Here is a 16,009-nt window from a genome sequence, read left to right on the forward strand (position 1 = left end):
ACGGCTACTGCGTGGCGTATCCGGTGAGCATCTCGCTCAGCAGATCCAACTGCCCGCGCACGCTTTCGCTGTCGTCGTCCACCAGCCAGCGCAGCACCACGCCGTCGATGACGTTGAGCGTGAACCGGCTCAGCGTCTGCACCGGGACCGACCAGTTGGTGCCGGTCGCATCGCGGGCGTGCTCGAGGATGTCGGCGACGGTGGAGTCGTTGAAGTTGTACTGTTCCCGCGCGATCGCCAATTTCGCCGGGGTTTGCTCACCTTCCCGCAGCGCGTATGTGGTGGTTTCGTAAGTGAGCAGCTGCCGTTCCGGAGTGGCTTCGATGTTCAGCCACATGAGTTCGAGTCCGGCCCGGATCAATTTTTGAAGGGCTTCTTTTCCACTTCCGACGTCCTGCCATACCGTTTCGTTCGCGTCGACGGAATCGCGTAATTCCATCGACAACGCTTTGACCAGCTCGGTCATCAGCGCGTCCTTGTTTTCGAAACAGTAATGCACCACACCGAGCGAGACACCGGCCGCCTGAGCGACATCGCGCGTGGTCACGCCCGCAACACCCTTTTTCTCGGCAAGGCCGATCGCGGCCTCGATAAGGTGGGCCCGTCGTTCTTCGACGCTCAATCGGGAGGACACCCAAGGGAGTTAAGCGCCCACGGCCCGCGCAGTCAATTCGCGAGCCGGAAAAATTCGGACTGGACGGGTGACCAGTTGTGTGGTTCGCTGCATCGGAACGGAAGGGAGACGGCTATGTCGGTGTCGCGCAGAACTGTTCTGGCCCGGACCGCGATCGGTTCGGCCGCGCTCGCGGCCGTGACGGCGCCCGGGATGAGCGGTGTACTCGGCGTTCCGGCGGCCGCCTCGGCGGATTCCGGCGACTACGAGATCGGCGTCGGGCTTTCCGACATCACCGGCCCGGCCGCGGAATGCGGCATGATGGGCTACTCCCAGCTCGAGCAGCAGACCGCGGGCATCCACCTGCGCCCGCGGGCGCGGGCGTTCGTCATCGGCAGCGGCGGGCGGCGGATTGTCTTCGCGGTGGCCGAGAACGGGATGATCTTCCAGTCCGTGCACCGCGGCGTGCTCACTGAATTGGCCCGGCGCTTCGGCGATCTGTACACCGAGCAGAACGTCCTGCTCACCTCCACACATTCGCACGCGACCTGCGGCGGCTCCAGCCACGACTACGCCTACAACCTGTCCATCCTCGGTTTCCAGCAGCAGGTGTACGACGCCGAGGTGCACGGGATCGTCGAGGCGATTGCCGCCGCGCACGCCGATCTCGGCCCCGGCTCGCTCGCAGTCGGCCGTACCGAGCTGCACGACGCGAGCGTGAATCGCTCGCGGGTGGCCTGGGAACGCAATCCGGCAGCGGACCGGCGACATTTCCCGGACGCCATCGATCCCGCGGTCACCACGCTCGTCCTGCGCAAAGGCGGCCGGACGGCCGGGACCATCACCTGGTTCGCCACCCACAACACGTCGATGACCAACGCGAACCGGCTGATCAGCTCCGACAACAAGGGCTATGCCTCGTTCTCCGGCGAGCACATCGAGCACGGCGTGCGATACCTGGACGGCAAGCCCGCGTTCGTGGCCGCCTTCGCGCAGACCAACGCCGGTGACATGTCCCCGAACTTGAATCTGCGCCCCGGCTCCGGTCCCACCGAGGACGAGTTCGAGAACACCCGGATTCTGGGTGAGCGGCAGTACGCGGCGTCGAAAGAAGCGACAGCGCAGGCGCATTCGATTTCCGGTCCGGTGGACGGGATGCTCTGCTACATCGACCTGGCCGACATCGCGGTGGACGGTCGCTGGACGCCGGAGGGCCTGCCGCGGCGCACCGCACCGGCCGCAGCAGGCGTTTCGCTGATCGCGGGCAGTGTCGAGGACGGTCCGGGCCTGCCGGGTGGCCCGGTTCCGGAAGGTGTGCGCAATCCGTTTCTCGAGACGCTCGGCGACCCTTCCCAACCCGCACCGGCCTGGCTGGCGGACGCGCAGGCGCCGAAAGCGATCGCGGCTCCGCTCGGCTTGCTGCCTCCGGTCGCGTGGGTGCCGAATGTGCTGCCGATTCAGCTCGTTCGCATCGGCGATCTCTATCTCGCCGCCGCGGGAGGCGAATTCACCATCACGGCGGGCCTGCGGGTTCGCGAGGCGGTCGCGGCGGCGCTGAACGTCCCGCTGGAGCAGGTGCTCATGCAGGGGTACGCGAACGCCTACCACGAATACGTCACCACGCCCGAGGAGTACGACTCCCAGCAGTACGAGGGGGCTTCGACGCTGTTCGGCCGCTACACCTTGTGCGCCTATCAGCAGGAGTTCGCCCGGCTCGCTACCGCCTTCGCCGCCGGTGGCCGGGTGGCGCGCGGTCCGGCGCCGCGCGATGTGTCCCACCTACAGCCGAACTTCCAGGTGGGTGCAGGTCCGGACGCGGCAGCGGAGGGGCGCGCCTTCGGAGACGTGCTGGTGCAGCCCCACCCGGCCTATGGGCGCGGTGGGCGCGTGGTGGCCGAGTTCGTCTCGGCGCACCCGAAGCACGACAACCGCCGCAACGGGACGTTCTTGGAAGTGCAGCGCCGGAATGCCTCCGGTGAGTGGGTGCGGGTGGCCAACGAGGGGGAGTGGGCGGTGCGATACCACTGGAGCAAGCGCGGGCTCGCCGAGTCGGTGGCCCGGTTCACCTGGGACATCCCGCTCGACGCCGAGCCGGGGCGCTACCGCTTCCAGCACTTCGCGACCCGTCTCGATCCCGGTGGCGCGCTTGTCCCGTTCACCGGCGCCACCGGCGAATTCGAGGTGGGCCGAGCGTGACCGGACGGGGCTACAGGCCGGTCTGCGCGCCCTTGTCCCCGCGTCGCGCGCCGCGGCGCTGTACCAGATAGATCACCAGGGCGATCAGGCCGACCACCAGCCCCATGAGGCAGACGGGGCGGGCCGACGCCCACCGGTCGCCGCCCGCCCACACCACCACGGTGGCGATCAGCCACAACGCGCTGCCGACCGCGAGCACCGGGCGCGGATCGGTGAGGCGCGGCGGGATCTGCGGGACTCTCTGCGTCACGAGTTCAGCCTAATCGGACCGCCGAGACGAAGTGCGTGGGCCGAGTGGAAGCGACGTGGTCCCGGAGCGCGGGAACCCGCGACCGGCCGCCCGCGGTCCCGTATCGTTTGCCACTGTGACAACGCCATCGGATGTCAGAGCCCTTGCTGGTGAGCTCTCGCTGGCGGTCGTTCGACTGACGCGACACCTGCGCGGACGTCGCGCCGACTCGCAGATCTCGCTCACCCAACTCTCCGCGCTCGCCACCCTCGCGCGAGAGGGCGCGATGACGCCGGGCGCGCTCGCGGCGAAAGAACGCGTCCAGCCGCCGTCCATGACTCGCGTCATCGCCTCGCTCACCGATCTGGATCTGGTGGAGCGCAATCCGCATCCGACCGACGGCCGTCAGATCATCGTCTCGCTGTCCCCGGCGGGCCGCGCGCTCATCGCGGACGAGGCCAGCGCGCGTGAGGCCTGGATGACCGAGCAGCTGTCCACCCTCACCGAGGAGCAGCTCGTCGTGCTCACCCGTGCCGTGGCGATCATGAAGCAGATCGTCGCGGAGTCCGAGTAGCCGTACGGTCCCAACGGCGTTCGTCTTCCGCCGCCGACGCGGCACAGATCAGCGGTTCGTCCGGATGAGCCGGACGAGGACTCCGGCTCCCCACCACAGCAGGCCACCCGAGATCGTCAAGCAGAGGACGAAGGCCGGGTAGACCAGTACGCCGTAGTCGTCGGCCCAGCGGGGCAAGCGGGTGAGCTGGGTGGCCGCGGCGACGAGCAATAGCAGGCCGAAGACCGCCGCGATCGGGGCGAGCGGCGCGGTGTCCGGGTCGGCTCGGCGGGCAGTGCGGTCGGTCATGGTGGAGCCCTCCTGTGCGGTCGGCTCGACGCCCGAGTGGGGCGCGATGGGCACTGAAAACGTCAGTTACCTTCTAGCTAACATTCGCGCGGAGATGTGATTTCGTTAACACACTGTGATGCAGATCACAGGCTCGTCGCGCTGCATGACGCGGCTTTTTCGGGCGCCCGAACGGCTCGTGCGGGCGGACAGCGTGCCGTCGGCTATCGCGCGCCGAACGGCTGATCACTGTCCACGATCTCCCGTCCCAGCGGGAACAGGGAGATGGGGATGAACTTCAGGTTGGCCCAGCCGAACGGGATGCCGATGATCGAGACGAACAGCGGGATGCTGGTGAGCAGGTGGCCCAGCGCGAGCCACCAGCCCGCGACGATGAACCAGATGATGTTGCCGATCAGCGAGCCCGCACCCGCTCCCGGCTTCTCCACCGTGGTCCGGCCGAACGGCCACAGCACGTAGGCGGCGATCCGGAAGGACGCGATGCCGAAGGGAATCGTGATGATCAGGATGAAGCAGATGATCCCCGCGACGATATAGCCGAGCGCCAGCCAGAACCCGGCGAAGATGAGCCACAGGATGTTGAGAACCAACTGGATCGGCTTCATGACACCAGCATGCCAGCCCCGGGGCGATTCGGACATTTCTTCCTTCCCCGCGGCGGGGCGCGCCCGTCAGAAGAACCAGCCGAGCATGGCGTCCCGCTCCGTGCGGAAGGCGTCATCGAGCGCACGCACCTGCGCGGGATCCTTGGCTCGCAGGCGATTCGCCGCCGCGAACACCCGCGCGGGATACGCGCCGAGATACATGCTGCCGAGAACGTCGATGCCCAGCTCGATATCGGCCGCGCGGCCGGTGGGTGCGCACTCCGCCTGACCGTCGCGCACACGCAGCGCGAATGTGCCGCCCGCGTTCCGGAAAGGATCGGTCACTTCGATGGTCACATCCAACTCGCCCGCGTAAGCGCGCGCCGTCAGCGCGGCGGGAACGTCCATCAGGCGAAGCCACGACCCGTCGTAGCGGGCGGTCGTGCGCACCAGCCGGGGATCGGTCAGCAGGTAGGGCAGCGGGTCATGGTCGGTGAGCACGCCGTCCACGCGGCTGACCAGATCCAGCCCGAGCAAGGCTCGCCACAACGCCGCGTGCGCTTCGGCGGTGACCGTCCGCATTTCGACGACTTCGACCGTTCGCGCCCTGCCGTCGGCGTGGAATCGATACAGCGCGTAGCCGTCGGCGTGCAGGAACCCGAACAGGCTGGTGCCGCCGTTCCGGAAACGCTCCGGGTCGTCGAACACGATGTCCCAGGCCGCCGCCGGGCGCACCTGCGCGCCTGGCACCAGCCTGCGCCAGCGGTCGTAGATCCGCTCCGCGGCGGCGCGCAGCTCGCCCGGCGTGCGGAGCGTGACACCACCGGGGTCGGCTGCCGACGGCAGGAATTCGGCGAAGCGGCGGTCGATGCCGACCGCGTTCTCCCGGGTCGCGCGCCCGTACCCGAACCGGCCGTAGATGCCGCCCTCGCTGGCGGTGAACATCGTCAAGGGCAGTCCGGCCGCCTCGATACGCCGGTGCTGCTCGGTGTACATGGCGCGCAGAATGCCGCGCCGCCGATGGGTCGGCGCCACGCCGACGCCCGCGATGCCGCACACCGGCACGGTCCGCTCGCCGGGCACCGTCACCGTCATGGTGGTGGATTGCACGTGCCCGACGACCTGATCGCCGTCGACCGCCACGATCGTGTTCTCCGGCGGGAACAGCCGCGGTATCCGCTGCAACTCGGCCGGGTCGTAGCGGGTGCCGAACGAGGTCTCCACCAGCGTCATGATCGCGGGCCCGTCGTCCTCGGTGGCCGGCCGAATCGTGATTCCCGGGAGCGTCATGCTTCGACCTTGCCACGCCCGCGCACCCGCCCGCACCGCATTTTCCGCCGTCCGCGACCGCCGGGCGAACACCGATTCGGACACGGCCAGGACCGCCCGGCAGGATGGAGCGGTGGCCGAAGTGATCGATATCGATGACCCCGCCGACCCACGGGTCGACGACTTCCGCGATCTCAAGTCGGCCGACCGCAGGCCCGACCTGCCCGGGCGCAAGGGACTGGTGATCGCCGAGGGCGTCGTAGTGGTGCAGCGGATGCTCGATTCGCGCTTCACACCGACCGCGCTGCTCGGCGTGGAACGCAGGCGCGCCGAACTCGCCGACGACTTGGTGGCCGTGGACGTGCCGTACTACCGCGCGACGGCCGAGGTGATGGCCGAGGTGGTCGGTTTCCACCTCAACCGCGGCGTGCTGGCCGTCGCGCGCCGTCCCGCCGAACTCGGCGTCGACGAGGTGATCGAGCAGGCGCGCACCGTCGCGGTGCTGGAGGGGGTCAACGATCACGAGAATCTCGGCGCGATGTTCCGCAACGCGGCGGGGCTGGGAGCCGACGCGATCCTGTTCGGTGACCGCTGTGCCGACCCGCTGTACCGCCGCGCCGTCCGGGTGTCGATGGGACACGTGCTGCGAGTGCCGTTCACGACCGTGCCGGATTGGCCTGTCGGGCTGGATATACTGCGGCGCAAGGGATTCCGTATCATCGCGCTCACGCCGAACCCGGCTGCGGTGAATCTGGCGACGGCGATGACGGGGGAGCGGGTGGCGTTGTTGCTCGGGGCCGAAGGGCCGGGACTGACCGAGGAGGCCATGCGGGCCGCCGATGTCCGCGCGCGCATTCCCATGACGCCCGGCACCGATTCGCTCAACGTCGCGACCGCGGCGGCGATGGCTTTCTACGAGCGGGTGAGGACCGCGTGACCGAACCGTATCGATCGGATTCGTCCTATCCGGACCCGACGCCGTGGGGTGCGGGCCTCACCGTGGCGACCATGGTGGCGCTACTGGCCGCGGTCGCGGTGTATTCCTTCGGCGCCGCGCTGGCCGAAGTGCATCCGCTGCTCGCGGTCGCGGTGAACCTCGTCGCGGTCGGCGGCGCCGCGCCCACCGCCTGGCGCTGGCGTTTCGCGCCGGTGACGAGGTGGGTGATCGGCGGCGGCGCGGCGGGCGTGCTGCTCGGCTGGATCGCGTTGCTGCTGGGCGTATCGGCCGCTTAGCTGATCGGTCGCGCCGAGTAGCGACGCGCTTGACGGTCGGGTCCGCGTAGCCCCATGAGCGGGCCGCGCCGCAGGGGGTGGTTCCGGTGGTCAGCTGATCTTGGTTGCGCGTGCGGGGCCGGGGGTCCGCGTAGCCAGTTGACCTCGGTCGCGACTGGGCTCGGGGCGAGTCACGCGCAGCCGGCCGCATTCGGCCGTGCCTAGGGTACGGGATCGGGTCCGCGCAGCCAGCCGAACAGGCCGCGCCTGCGCGACGTCGCATGCGCCCCACCGTCGGTGGGGCTGCTCGCCTTGCCCTTCGGGTAGAGCGCGAAACCGCAGACGGGGATGTCGCCGGGCGCGATCGCGCCGGGTGCGACCGGACCGCGGTAGCGGAAGCCGAGCCATTCGTGGTTGGCGGCGTCGGCGAAGTCGGGCGGATCGAACGGCAGCGACTGCGGATCGGGCAGCTCGCCCGGGCGCCACCGCACCGGATGCTCACCCGCCCAGTACGAACGCTCCCAGACCAGCGGAAGTCCTTCGTCTTCCAAGATGTTCACCCGGGTCGAGCTGAACGATCGGCGGAACTCGCCGCGCTCCCAATGAGCGAACGCGCCCCAGCCGTGCTCGATGTCGAACGACACCAGATAGGTGTGCTCGGAGGCCAGCGGGCGCACCAGCAATTCCGGGATCTCGGTCGGGTGGATCCGCGCGGCCTGTGCCGAGCACAGCACCGTCACGCCAGGAAAGCAGCCGATGTACACGTGGTCGATGTCCGGGCCCGCGCAACCGGCCAGTGTGCCTACCATGACCGGCCGCACCTCGCGGTCCTCGTGCAGTTGCCTCGCCAGCGCCAGTGCGGCTCCGGGGTCCGGGTCGTGGTTCGCGCACCGCACCGCCACCGGGTCGGGGGTGTCGACGTACCAGAGCGACCAAGCCTTGGAGAGCATTCCGGCACCTCCCGATAGTCGCACGAATGGATTCGCGAACTCCGAGCAACGCGCTGGTCCCGACCGGCGCACCGCTCAGGTGACCGTCGGCGCCGACGCGTCGTCGACCACACCGAAAATTTACTCGCCCCGCACTCCCCGCGGTGCGGCTTCGCGCCGCGAAAACACGCGCCCGTTCGCCTGCGATGTCAGCGAATAGTTCCGTCTCGCACGGGCGATCGAGCACCGAATCGCTACTACTGATTTCGCGAGCACATGGGTAACTCATCGAGTACGCCCGAAGCTGAGGCGGCACTCCGAGCAGGACCTGTGCGCGAGCCCCGCGCTCCCACCTCGTACGGCCTGAAACGCGGAGAGGCGGACAGCGGTCAGTGACCGGAGCTGCGCACCCCGAGCAGTACGTCCTCCCAGGACGGCATCGGCGCCTTGCCCCGCTTGGCGCGACTCGGCTTCGCCGGAGCCTTCGCGGGCTTCGCCGGCTCCTCGCTCGCGGCGGGCGTCGACGCGGCAGGGGCTGGCGGGGCCGTATCCGCAGCGGCGCCGGAAGCCGGTGTCGCCGCCGCGGCATTCGCGGGAGCCGCGTTGGCTGCCGCCGCGGGGACTGCCGTACCGGCCGCGGCGCCGTTGCCCGGCGGGATCGCCGCGGCGCCGCCACCGGCCGCGACGGCACGCTGCTCGTAGTACTCGTCCAGCGTGGGCTGGCTCTGGCGGCTCGCGGTGCGCGCGGGCGGCGTGGCCGGAGCGGGACGCGGTTCGGCCACCGGTTCGGGCTGCGGCTGAGCCGGTTCCGGCTCGGGCGGCACGATGGTGGCCAGCCCGCGCAGCGCGCGACCGAAGTCCGGATCGATCAGGTCGGACGCCGGATCGTCGAGCGGGGAGACCGAGCCGCCGTGCGCGTCCGGCTGGTAGCGCCAGTGCGCGGCGATCTCCGATCGACCGTTCTGCCACTGCAACTGGGCGACCCAGTAACCCTTCTCGTCCTTCCAGGCGTCCCATTCCGCGCCCTCGATGTTGTGCCCGCGCGCGGTGAACGCGGCGGTGACCACATCGATGAGGGTGTCCACGGCGGGACCGTCGGGACGGACCGGATGGGCCTTCTGGGCGAGTTCGGCGGCGCGCGCTCGCTCCAGCAGGACTGGATAGGCGAACCGCTCGACGCGGCTGGCCGGCATTCCGGATTCCTCGGTGACCTGTTCCACAGAGGCCCCTGCGCGAATACGGGCCTGGATATCTCGGGGACGCATAGTTGCTTCCATTTCGATCTCTATCTGGCCGAATCGGGCAAGGTCTCCGCGCGCGGCGGCTCGCAGTTTGTCGTCGGCGGGCAGCCGGAACTTCTGACCGGACTCGGTGTCGATACACACGATGTGCGTGGAGTCGGGCGTCACCCCGATCACTCGAAGTTCACGCACCGTTACCTCCTTATCGCGTCGACTCGCGACACCGCCCACTTTCCGAAACAGTAGTGCACATCTGAGATTCATGGGGCAGGACACGCGGCACGGAAATCTCCTCGGAGACGTCCGTGCCCCGCTAATCTGCTCTGTTCTATCCGCAATACCTAATTCTGCGGCGTGTCGATCCCGGGCGTGTTGCGGTCGCCGGGCCGAAATACACGGCGCTCAGCCGAGATTCTGCACGACCCAGTCGATCGAGCGGGTCAGCTGGCTGACGTCGTCCGGATCGATCGCCGGGAACATGCCGATGCGCAGCTGGTTGCGGCCCAGCTTGCGGTACGGCTCGGTGTCCACGATGCCGTTGGCGCGCAGGATCTTCGCCACCGCGGCCGCGTCGACCGAATCGGCGAAGTCGATGGTGCCGACCACCTGCGAGCGGTGCGCCGGGTCCGTGACGTAAGGAGTCGCGTACTCGCTCGACTCGGCCCAGGAGTACAGCCGCGACGACGAGTCCAGCGTGCGCTTGACCGCCCAGTCCAGGCCGCCGTTGCCGTTGAGCCACTCGATCTGGTCGGCGAACAGCAGCAGGGTGCCCAGCGCCGGAGTGTTGTAGGTCTGGTCCTTGGTGCTGTTGTCGATCGCGATCGGCAGCGACAGGAAGTCGGGCGTCCAGCGGCCCGACGCCTTGATCTCCTCCACCCGGGCCAGCGCGGCCGGGCTCATCAACGCGACCCACAGGCCGCCGTCGGAGGCGAAGCACTTCTGCGGAGCGAAGTAGTAGACGTCGGCGTCGGTGATGGTGACCGGCAGGCCGCCCGCGCCGGAGGTGGCGTCGATGGCGACGAGCGCGTGCTCCGAGTCCGCGGGACGCCGGACCGGGATGGACACACCGGTCGAGGTCTCGTTGTGCGCCCAGCCGATCAGGTCCACCGACGGGTCCGACACCGGCTCCGGCGCGCTGCCCGGCTCGGCCGAGATCACGATCGGGTCGCCGATGAACGGGTTGCCCTTGGTCACCGCCGCGAACTTCGAGCTGAACTCACCGTTGGTCAGGTGCAGTGAGCGCTCACGGACCAGGCCGAACGCCGCCGCGTCCCAGAACGCGGTGGTGCCGCCGTTGCCGAGCACCACCTCGTAGCCGTCGGGCAGGCCGAACAGCTCGCGCAAGCCGGAGCGCACCCGCGCTACCACGTCCTTGACCGGTTTCTGCCGATGCGAGGTTCCGAACACCGAGGCACCGACGTTCACCAGCGACTGCAGCTGCTCCGGGCGCACCTTGGAGGGGCCGCAACCGAACCGTCCGTCGGCGGGCTTGAGATCGTCGGGAATGGTCGGAAACGCAGAGGTCATGGCGAACAGGGTAGTCGGTGGTATCGCTGTGGCGACGCCCACACTCCGGCTAACGTAAGCGCCCATGAGCATGCCGTCAGCAAACTCGGGGTGGCGACTGCGCGAGCGGGCGCGGAATTTCCGCCTGCGCGGCGCGACGGTCTCGGAGACGGTGCGGCGGGAGTTGCTGATCCGCGGGGAACCGGGGACCGCGACGATCCTCGGCGTGCGTCCGCGGCGCACCGAACCCGGGCACGTGTTCTGGGTCCGGGTGCAGCTGGCCGGGGAGTTCCCCTACGAGAGCCGGGTGCGGCAGCGGGTGGCCGACGCGGACCTCGAATGGATGCGCCCGGGCGACGTCGTGTGCTGCCGGGTGGACCCGCGCGACCGCGACCGCCTCGTGCTGTACGTGCCCGGCATCGAAGAATCCGGCCGCGCGAGCATCGCGAAGATCCTCGCCGACGGCCGCCGCGCGGACGCCACCGTGCTGGCCGCCGCGCCGGTCGCGGCCGACTACTCCGGGCGCGACGACCCCGTGCTGCGGCTGGACCTCGAACTGCGGGCCTGGGACGAACCCAAACCGTGGCGGGTGCGGCTGGTGCAGCCGGTGCCGTTGAACGCCATCCGCCTGGTGGACCTCGGCCAGCATCTCGAGGTCGCCTTCTTCGAGGTCGACCACGGCGAATCGGTCGCCGTCGACTGGCTCGCGTCGCTGGAGGAGTGAACCGCGGGCTGATCGGGTCGAGCGCCTACAGATGCACGAAGGTGAAACCCATCGCCCGGATCTTCGGCAGCGCCGCGATCATGCCCGCTGCCGTCCCGGAGTGCGGCCGGTGCATGTGGGCGAGTGAAATAGCGCCCGGGGCAACCGCATTCATCGCCGATTGCACCGCGGTGGCCGAAGCCGTCGCGCCGAAATCGGCGTTGATACTGAAACCGACCGGCGTTTCCCCCAATTCGCGAACGATAGCCACGGCCACGTCGTCGTAATGCGCGGTGCCCGCGCGAAAGAATCGCGGCGGCCTGCCCGTCAGCGTGGTCAGCAACTCGTGGTTGGCCCACACTTCGTCGGCGACCTCCTGCGCCGAGCGTGTGCCAACGATGCCATACGCTTCGCGGCCGTTCACCGAAAGCGGTTTGTGCGCCACGCCATGATTGGCCAGTTCGAACAGTGGATTCGCCGCCAATTGCGCGGCCCGCGCCCGGTTCGCATCGATCCAGCGCTTGTTGAGGAACAGCGTCGCCGGAATCCGCTCGCTGATCAGGAAGTTCATCAGCGACTCGTCGATGTCGTTGTTACCCGGTCCGCCGCACGCGTCGAAGGTGAGCGCGATCTGTTTGCCCGCAGCCGCGAAAGTGCTGGTGATCCCCGGCAGGTCGACACCCCAGCGGCTCGGCTGCATCCCGGCGTACCGGGTGGCGACAGCAGGCGCCGCTGCCGACCGTGCGCTCGTGGCGGGCGCAGCCGACGTTTCGGCCTGGGCGACGGAGGTGATCGGTGTGGTGCCGCATCCGGTGGCGGCGAATCCTGCGGCCAGTACGGCCCCGGCGCCGAGCATTCGGCGCCGCGATATTCCTTTGTCCAGCATCCCTCGAGTCCTCTTGCTTCCCCCGGATGCTACGCCGGGGTAGTGCTCGGCCGGATCCTCGACGTACTCGAGGCGGCCGCGATGGGCGAGGAACACCAGCCGCCGCAGGGCGATGCCGACGACCGGTACCGACCTACGCCTTCAGGTGGTAGCGCAGTACCGCGACGTCGCCGAGCTGAGTAACGTCGACCAGCCGCATACGCCGCGTCGAACCGCCCGGGAACTGCGCCGGATTCACGAACCGCGGCGCGCCGGGGTCGCCGACCAGGAGCGGGCCGATCGCGAGATGCAGCTCGTCGGCGAGCCCGGCCGACAGAAACGCCGTGTGCATGTGTGAGCCGCCCTCGACCATCAACCGGCCGACGCCCCGGGCGCCGAGGTCGTCGAGCAGTGCACCGAAGTCCACCGTCTCACCGAGCGCGACGACGTCCGCCAGTTCGCCGAGTCGTTCGCGCGCCTTCGCTGCGCCCGCGTCGGTCGTGTAGACCACGGGCAGATGCTCCTCGGTGCCGTGGTGCCAGAACTTCGCGTCCGGGTCGAGGTTGCCGCTGTCGGTGACGGTCACCTTCAACGGCTGCCGGGTCCGGCCCGCTGCGGCGCGCTCGGCTCGGCGGTCGTCGCCCTTCACGATGAGCCGGGGATTGTCGGCGCGGATTGTGCCAGCCCCGATGAGGATGGCGTCGCACTCGGCGCGGACCTGGTCGACGCGGTCGAAGTCCGCGGCGTTGGACAGCAGCAGCCGTTCGGCGGTCGTATCGTCGATGTAGCCGTCGATGCTGGTCGCGACAGACAGCAGCACGAACGGCCGCGTCACGAGATGACCGCCCAACGCTCGGCCGCCGCACGGAACTCGGCAACCTCGGGCAGATGCCGCGCCGACAGCAACTCATCGACGGCGCGCACGTTCCGCAGGACGCGTTCGGATCCGGTGCTGACGCCGACCTGCATCGCGGCGAGGCCCAGCGTGGCGGCGGGCTCTGTCTCACCTGCGCGCGCGTACGCGAGCGCCTGCCGTGAGGTGTAGACAGCTTCATCGCGCGTGAACCCGGACTGCATTCCACCGATCGCCCGCGAGAACTGGTCGATCGCGGCCCGATAGTCGCCCAGCGTCGCGTGCCCGTGCGCCTGGTGGGCGTCGATGTACGGCTCGTCGAGGAACCCACCCCACACCGGATCCGCGTCGGCGTCGTCCGCGAGCGTGCGCGCCCGGTCGAACGCGCGAGCGCTGCCCGATTGGTCACCGGCCAGCGCGGCACCGTACCCGGCGAAGGTCGCTGCCACCGCAGCGAAACGCGTTCCCGGCGGTGCGGCGCGTTCGGCGGCCTCCGCCAACTCTATTGCCTCGGCACCGTCTCCCATATCGTTCGCGATCTGCGCCTTACGAATCAGCGTGGCCGCGATGCAGTAGTCATCACCGAGCTGATGCGACCAGGTCAGCGCACGGTCGGTCCATTGCTGAGCACGCGACCAGTTACAGGCGTCCTGGTGCAGCCACGCCGCGAACTCCGCGTAGAAGATCCGCATCCGCTGCATATCGGCGGCGTCGCCGATCCCCGCGCGCCGCAGCTGGTTCATGATCTCGAGGTTCTGCTCGACCAGCGGGATCACCGACTGGCCGCCGTAGAGGTTGTCGCTCTCGATGAGCGCCAACCGGAGCGTGCGGAAGTGGGCGGGATGGTCGACGTGACTGTGGGCCAAGGCCGCCGCGGGCTTGGCGCCCACGGCGGCGGCTAGGGCTCCAGCTCCGAATCCTGCGACGACAGTACGACGTGGGAGTGACACGAGGGCGACCTCTCCGGCGGCGGTCCGGGCGCGCACCCAGACCTGATCAGCATCACCAGCACCCGTCGCGATCGGCATCAGCCGAGCGGGGGTGTCATTCGCCAGCGTAACTGTTACCGGGGGACCGTCCTCGGGTTCGTCTCGCTGCGATCCGATCTCGGCCAGCGCCCGCTCGAAGCGGGCGATCACCTCCGGCGACGCTTCCGCGAGCGCCTTGTCCAGCAGTTCCCGGCTGCTCGGCCGCATGTGCGCAGAGACCCCCTGGAGCTCCCAGTTGGTGACCGACCGCGCCGAGATCCCAGTTCTGGCTGCGAACTTCTCGACGCTGAGCAGCATCGCATCGCGCAGCGCTTTCGATTCCATTCCGGTCCAGCGATAGACGATCATCGGCTCGCTTCCGCCCCCTGCTCGTGCCGCCGTGGTGCTTCGAAAATTACACCCGGTCAACCGCATTCCCTCTCCAATTGCTCAGGAGAGATGCTGCGAAGTTGCGTTGCAACTGCATCGCTACTGCCTAGTCGCTTCCACCCGCCGCAGAGACGCTGAGATAGCACACCGGTGCAGGGCCGCAGGCGATCCCGCATCCGTCTCGGATACGTTCCCGGCCGCGCGGGAGGTCATGGTTGGAGCTGCGCGGCCGGTCCCGGCGCTGGTGTGCCCGAACCGTCTGCCACGGAGGCCGCCATGCGTATCACGCCAGACACCCGGGATCTGTGGGCCGCGCACTACTGCGACTGCGGAACCGAACCCACTGATCTCGACTTGGACCGCGCCCGCTTCGTCCTCGTCGACCACTCCGGCCACGGCGGCCGATGCCTGCCATACCTCGCGGCGATGGCCTACTCGCTCGGATCACAGGAGTAGCCGGGTATGGACGCGGGCAACAGGTTTCAGCACGGGTTACCAGACTGGCACGAGGTCAGCGCGGCGATCCGCTACGTCGCAGGCGACAAGCCCGGCGATCACCTCGTCACTCGATGGGCGCGGGCACTCGCGCACCTGCACCGCACCCGCCGAATCGACCCGGGCCGCGCCGCCGACGTCGACCGCCGCCGCGCCGAACTCGCCACGCTGATCAACCGATGGGTGACCACCCACCTTGCGCCCGCCACCGGCGCGGCCGATGTCGGGGCCGCCGCTGACGCGCTCGCCGCCGCGTACGTCGATGCCGAGATGCTGTTGCTCGCGCAGGAGGAAGTCACCGAGGAGACCCTGCACGCGGCGTGGACACAGGTGGGTTACCTCGCTACGCAGTGGGCAGACCTCGTCGCCGCGGTGGTGGATGGACAGCCATGCCCGCCGGGCCGGTGCTGATCCTCGCCGCGATGACCGTCGCGGTCGTCGCCTGCGTGTTCGCTGTTGTCTGGCTGGCGACCGGTGCACCGGCTATGGGGCCGCGGTTCACCGAGATCGACGAACGCCTCAGCCACGAATCGCCGCCCCTGCCGCTGACGGTCGAGCAGGCCCGCCAGCAGTGGGCGCGGCATCTGGGCTGCCGACTCACCCGCTGCGCCCGCAAGCAGGAGATCCAGCGGACATTGCGCGCGGCCGGAGTCGCCCCGGACATCGACGCCAAACCAACGGCACCGACCCGGCGAGGTGGTCGGCACGCCCACTCTCGAAAGAGGAACCCATGAAGCTCAGGACCACAGCCCGTGCGCTGCTCGCAGGCTGCGCCCTTACGGTGTCGCTCGTCGGTGGCACGCTCACGCCGACCGCGATTGCGCCAGCCCACGCCGGGCCATGCTTGTTCGGGCACGTCGATCCCAAGGACGACAACTCCGCATGCCGAGGTAGCGACTCGGCGCGGTTTCCGGAATCGGAGTCCACGCCGGACGGCACTCCGGCACTGACCTGCAGCCGACTCAATGAGGGCGACAAGGTGAGGACACATGACGGTCTGGGGTGGCGGTATTGGTGGTGCAGGAAGTACAAGGACTCGTGGGGCCACACTTACTACGAATGGACCGAGATTCTCTACATGTGATGGGAAGGTG

At 69.0% G+C, this 16,009-nt stretch carries 20 protein-coding genes; 9 read left to right on the top strand and 11 right to left on the bottom strand.

Annotation, left to right across the window (positions count from 1 at the left end; translation table 11 throughout):
- Positions 1-4 precede the first annotated feature (4 nt).
- Positions 5-547: a TetR/AcrR family transcriptional regulator gene (locus ON27_RS03635; protein WP_051046182.1), complete on the bottom strand. Its 543-nt coding sequence runs from the start codon at positions 545-547 to the stop codon at positions 5-7.
- On the opposite strand from ON27_RS03635, the gene ON27_RS03640 reads away from it, so the two are divergent.
- Positions 494-2,809, top strand: coding sequence for a neutral/alkaline ceramidase (locus ON27_RS03640; protein WP_306306938.1), 2,316 nt, complete (start codon positions 494-496; stop codon positions 2,807-2,809). The two genes, ON27_RS03635 and ON27_RS03640, sit on opposite strands and share 54 nt — an antisense overlap.
- A 10-nt stretch (positions 2,810-2,819) precedes the next feature.
- On the opposite strand, the gene ON27_RS03645 is transcribed toward ON27_RS03640, so the two are convergent.
- A complete protein-coding gene (locus tag ON27_RS03645; protein ID WP_043719249.1) occupies positions 2,820-3,059 on the bottom strand; it encodes a DUF2530 domain-containing protein in 240 nt (79 codons plus the stop codon).
- 115 nt (positions 3,060-3,174) lie between these two features.
- Between ON27_RS03645 and ON27_RS03650 the strand changes: the two genes are divergently transcribed.
- A complete protein-coding gene (locus ON27_RS03650) occupies positions 3,175-3,612 on the top strand; it encodes a MarR family winged helix-turn-helix transcriptional regulator (protein WP_043686798.1) in 438 nt (145 codons plus the stop codon).
- 48 nt (positions 3,613-3,660) lie between these two features.
- On the opposite strand, the gene ON27_RS03655 is transcribed toward ON27_RS03650, so the two are convergent.
- The 3 genes from ON27_RS03655 to ON27_RS03665 form a co-directional block, all read right to left on the bottom strand.
- On the bottom strand, positions 3,661-3,900 hold the full coding sequence (locus tag ON27_RS03655; RefSeq protein ID WP_157227075.1) for a hypothetical protein: 240 nt from the start codon (positions 3,898-3,900) through the stop codon (positions 3,661-3,663).
- Positions 3,901-4,103: 203 nt separating this feature from the next.
- Positions 4,104-4,505, bottom strand: a complete 402-nt coding sequence (locus ON27_RS03660) for a YccF domain-containing protein (RefSeq protein WP_043719252.1) — start codon at positions 4,503-4,505, stop codon at positions 4,104-4,106.
- A 66-nt stretch (positions 4,506-4,571) separates the two neighbouring features.
- The gene (locus ON27_RS03665) at positions 4,572-5,774 is read right to left on the bottom strand and encodes a GNAT family N-acetyltransferase (RefSeq protein ID WP_043719254.1); all 1,203 of its coding nucleotides are present in this window, start codon (positions 5,772-5,774) and stop codon (positions 4,572-4,574) included.
- A gap of 112 nt (positions 5,775-5,886) precedes the next feature.
- Between ON27_RS03665 and ON27_RS03670 the strand changes: the two genes are divergently transcribed.
- Both ON27_RS03670 and ON27_RS03675 read left to right on the top strand, forming a co-directional pair.
- Complete coding sequence (locus tag ON27_RS03670) at positions 5,887-6,690, top strand: TrmH family RNA methyltransferase (RefSeq protein WP_043719318.1); 804 nt, start codon at positions 5,887-5,889, stop codon at positions 6,688-6,690.
- Entirely contained in the window at positions 6,687-6,986 is a 300-nt protein-coding gene (locus tag ON27_RS03675; protein ID WP_043719256.1) for a DUF2537 domain-containing protein, read from the top strand. Before ON27_RS03670 ends, ON27_RS03675 begins: the two co-directional genes overlap by 4 nt.
- Positions 6,987-7,186: 200 nt before the next feature.
- Here the strand turns inward: ON27_RS03675 and ON27_RS03680 are convergent, their stop codons facing one another.
- The 3 genes from ON27_RS03680 to serC form a co-directional block, all read right to left on the bottom strand.
- On the bottom strand, positions 7,187-7,915 hold the full coding sequence (locus ON27_RS03680; protein ID WP_043719258.1) for a DUF6928 family protein: 729 nt from the start codon (positions 7,913-7,915) through the stop codon (positions 7,187-7,189).
- Between the two features lie 368 nt (positions 7,916-8,283).
- A complete protein-coding gene (sepH, locus tag ON27_RS03685) occupies positions 8,284-9,327 on the bottom strand; it encodes a septation protein SepH (RefSeq protein ID WP_174377807.1) in 1,044 nt (347 codons plus the stop codon).
- A 210-nt stretch (positions 9,328-9,537) separates the two neighbouring features.
- Positions 9,538-10,662, bottom strand: a complete 1,125-nt coding sequence (serC, locus tag ON27_RS03690; protein ID WP_043719263.1) for a phosphoserine transaminase — start codon at positions 10,660-10,662, stop codon at positions 9,538-9,540.
- A 64-nt stretch (positions 10,663-10,726) separates the two neighbouring features.
- On the opposite strand from serC, the gene ON27_RS03695 reads away from it, so the two are divergent.
- Positions 10,727-11,365: a hypothetical protein gene (locus tag ON27_RS03695; protein WP_043719266.1), complete on the top strand. Its 639-nt coding sequence runs from the start codon at positions 10,727-10,729 to the stop codon at positions 11,363-11,365.
- A 25-nt stretch (positions 11,366-11,390) separates the two neighbouring features.
- On the opposite strand, the gene ON27_RS03700 is transcribed toward ON27_RS03695, so the two are convergent.
- The 3 genes from ON27_RS03700 to ON27_RS41085 all read right to left on the bottom strand — a co-directional run bounded on the left by ON27_RS03700 (position 11,391) and on the right by ON27_RS41085 (position 14,399).
- On the bottom strand, positions 11,391-12,230 hold the full coding sequence (locus tag ON27_RS03700; RefSeq protein ID WP_245559771.1) for a polysaccharide deacetylase family protein: 840 nt from the start codon (positions 12,228-12,230) through the stop codon (positions 11,391-11,393).
- A 133-nt stretch (positions 12,231-12,363) separates the two neighbouring features.
- The gene (locus ON27_RS03705) at positions 12,364-13,044 is read right to left on the bottom strand and encodes a RibD family protein (protein WP_043719272.1); all 681 of its coding nucleotides are present in this window, start codon (positions 13,042-13,044) and stop codon (positions 12,364-12,366) included.
- On the bottom strand, positions 13,041-14,399 hold the full coding sequence (locus ON27_RS41085) for a helix-turn-helix domain-containing protein (RefSeq protein WP_051046184.1): 1,359 nt from the start codon (positions 14,397-14,399) through the stop codon (positions 13,041-13,043). Before ON27_RS41085 ends, ON27_RS03705 begins: the two co-directional genes overlap by 4 nt.
- Positions 14,400-14,696: 297 nt before the next feature.
- Between ON27_RS41085 and ON27_RS03715 the strand changes: the two genes are divergently transcribed.
- From ON27_RS03715 to ON27_RS03730, 4 genes are read left to right on the top strand one after another with little or no spacing between them, the layout of a single operon-like run.
- Positions 14,697-14,876, top strand: coding sequence for a hypothetical protein (locus ON27_RS03715; protein ID WP_043719274.1), 180 nt, complete (start codon positions 14,697-14,699; stop codon positions 14,874-14,876).
- A 6-nt stretch (positions 14,877-14,882) separates the two neighbouring features.
- Positions 14,883-15,326: a hypothetical protein gene (locus ON27_RS03720; protein WP_051046185.1), complete on the top strand. Its 444-nt coding sequence runs from the start codon at positions 14,883-14,885 to the stop codon at positions 15,324-15,326.
- The gene (locus ON27_RS03725; RefSeq protein WP_043719277.1) at positions 15,305-15,649 is read left to right on the top strand and encodes a hypothetical protein; all 345 of its coding nucleotides are present in this window, start codon (positions 15,305-15,307) and stop codon (positions 15,647-15,649) included. Before ON27_RS03720 ends, ON27_RS03725 begins: the two co-directional genes overlap by 22 nt.
- The gene (locus ON27_RS03730) at positions 15,646-15,999 is read left to right on the top strand and encodes a hypothetical protein (RefSeq protein WP_043719281.1); all 354 of its coding nucleotides are present in this window, start codon (positions 15,646-15,648) and stop codon (positions 15,997-15,999) included. Before ON27_RS03725 ends, ON27_RS03730 begins: the two co-directional genes overlap by 4 nt.
- The last annotated feature ends 10 nt before the right edge of the window (positions 16,000-16,009 follow it).

It is taken from the genome of Nocardia asiatica NBRC 100129 (genome assembly GCF_000308415.1).
Lineage (GTDB): Bacteria > Actinomycetota > Actinomycetes > Mycobacteriales > Mycobacteriaceae > Nocardia > Nocardia asiatica.

What these genes read in the sequence shown, in the direction of transcription:
- ON27_RS03640 (WP_306306938.1), top strand. Translation starts at nt 494, where the DNA reads ATGCACCACACCGAGCGAGACACCGGCCGCCTGAGCGACATCGCGCGT.
- ON27_RS03655 (WP_157227075.1), bottom strand. Translation starts at nt 3,900, where the DNA reads ATGACCGACCGCACTGCCCGCCGAGCCGACCCGGACACCGCGCCGCTC.
- ON27_RS03660 (WP_043719252.1), bottom strand. Translation starts at nt 4,505, where the DNA reads ATGAAGCCGATCCAGTTGGTTCTCAACATCCTGTGGCTCATCTTCGCC.
- ON27_RS03665 (WP_043719254.1), bottom strand. Translation starts at nt 5,774, where the DNA reads ATGACGCTCCCGGGAATCACGATTCGGCCGGCCACCGAGGACGACGGG.
- ON27_RS03680 (WP_043719258.1), bottom strand. Translation starts at nt 7,915, where the DNA reads ATGCTCTCCAAGGCTTGGTCGCTCTGGTACGTCGACACCCCCGACCCG.
- serC (WP_043719263.1), bottom strand. Translation starts at nt 10,662, where the DNA reads ATGACCTCTGCGTTTCCGACCATTCCCGACGATCTCAAGCCCGCCGAC.
- ON27_RS03695 (WP_043719266.1), top strand. Translation starts at nt 10,727, where the DNA reads ATGAGCATGCCGTCAGCAAACTCGGGGTGGCGACTGCGCGAGCGGGCG.
- ON27_RS03700 (WP_245559771.1), bottom strand. Translation starts at nt 12,230, where the DNA reads ATGCTGGACAAAGGAATATCGCGGCGCCGAATGCTCGGCGCCGGGGCC.
- ON27_RS41085 (WP_051046184.1), bottom strand. Translation starts at nt 14,399, where the DNA reads ATGATCGTCTATCGCTGGACCGGAATGGAATCGAAAGCGCTGCGCGAT.
- ON27_RS03715 (WP_043719274.1), top strand. Translation starts at nt 14,697, where the DNA reads ATGCGTATCACGCCAGACACCCGGGATCTGTGGGCCGCGCACTACTGC.
- ON27_RS03720 (WP_051046185.1), top strand. Translation starts at nt 14,883, where the DNA reads ATGGACGCGGGCAACAGGTTTCAGCACGGGTTACCAGACTGGCACGAG.
- ON27_RS03725 (WP_043719277.1), top strand. Translation starts at nt 15,305, where the DNA reads ATGCCCGCCGGGCCGGTGCTGATCCTCGCCGCGATGACCGTCGCGGTC.
- ON27_RS03730 (WP_043719281.1), top strand. Translation starts at nt 15,646, where the DNA reads ATGAAGCTCAGGACCACAGCCCGTGCGCTGCTCGCAGGCTGCGCCCTT.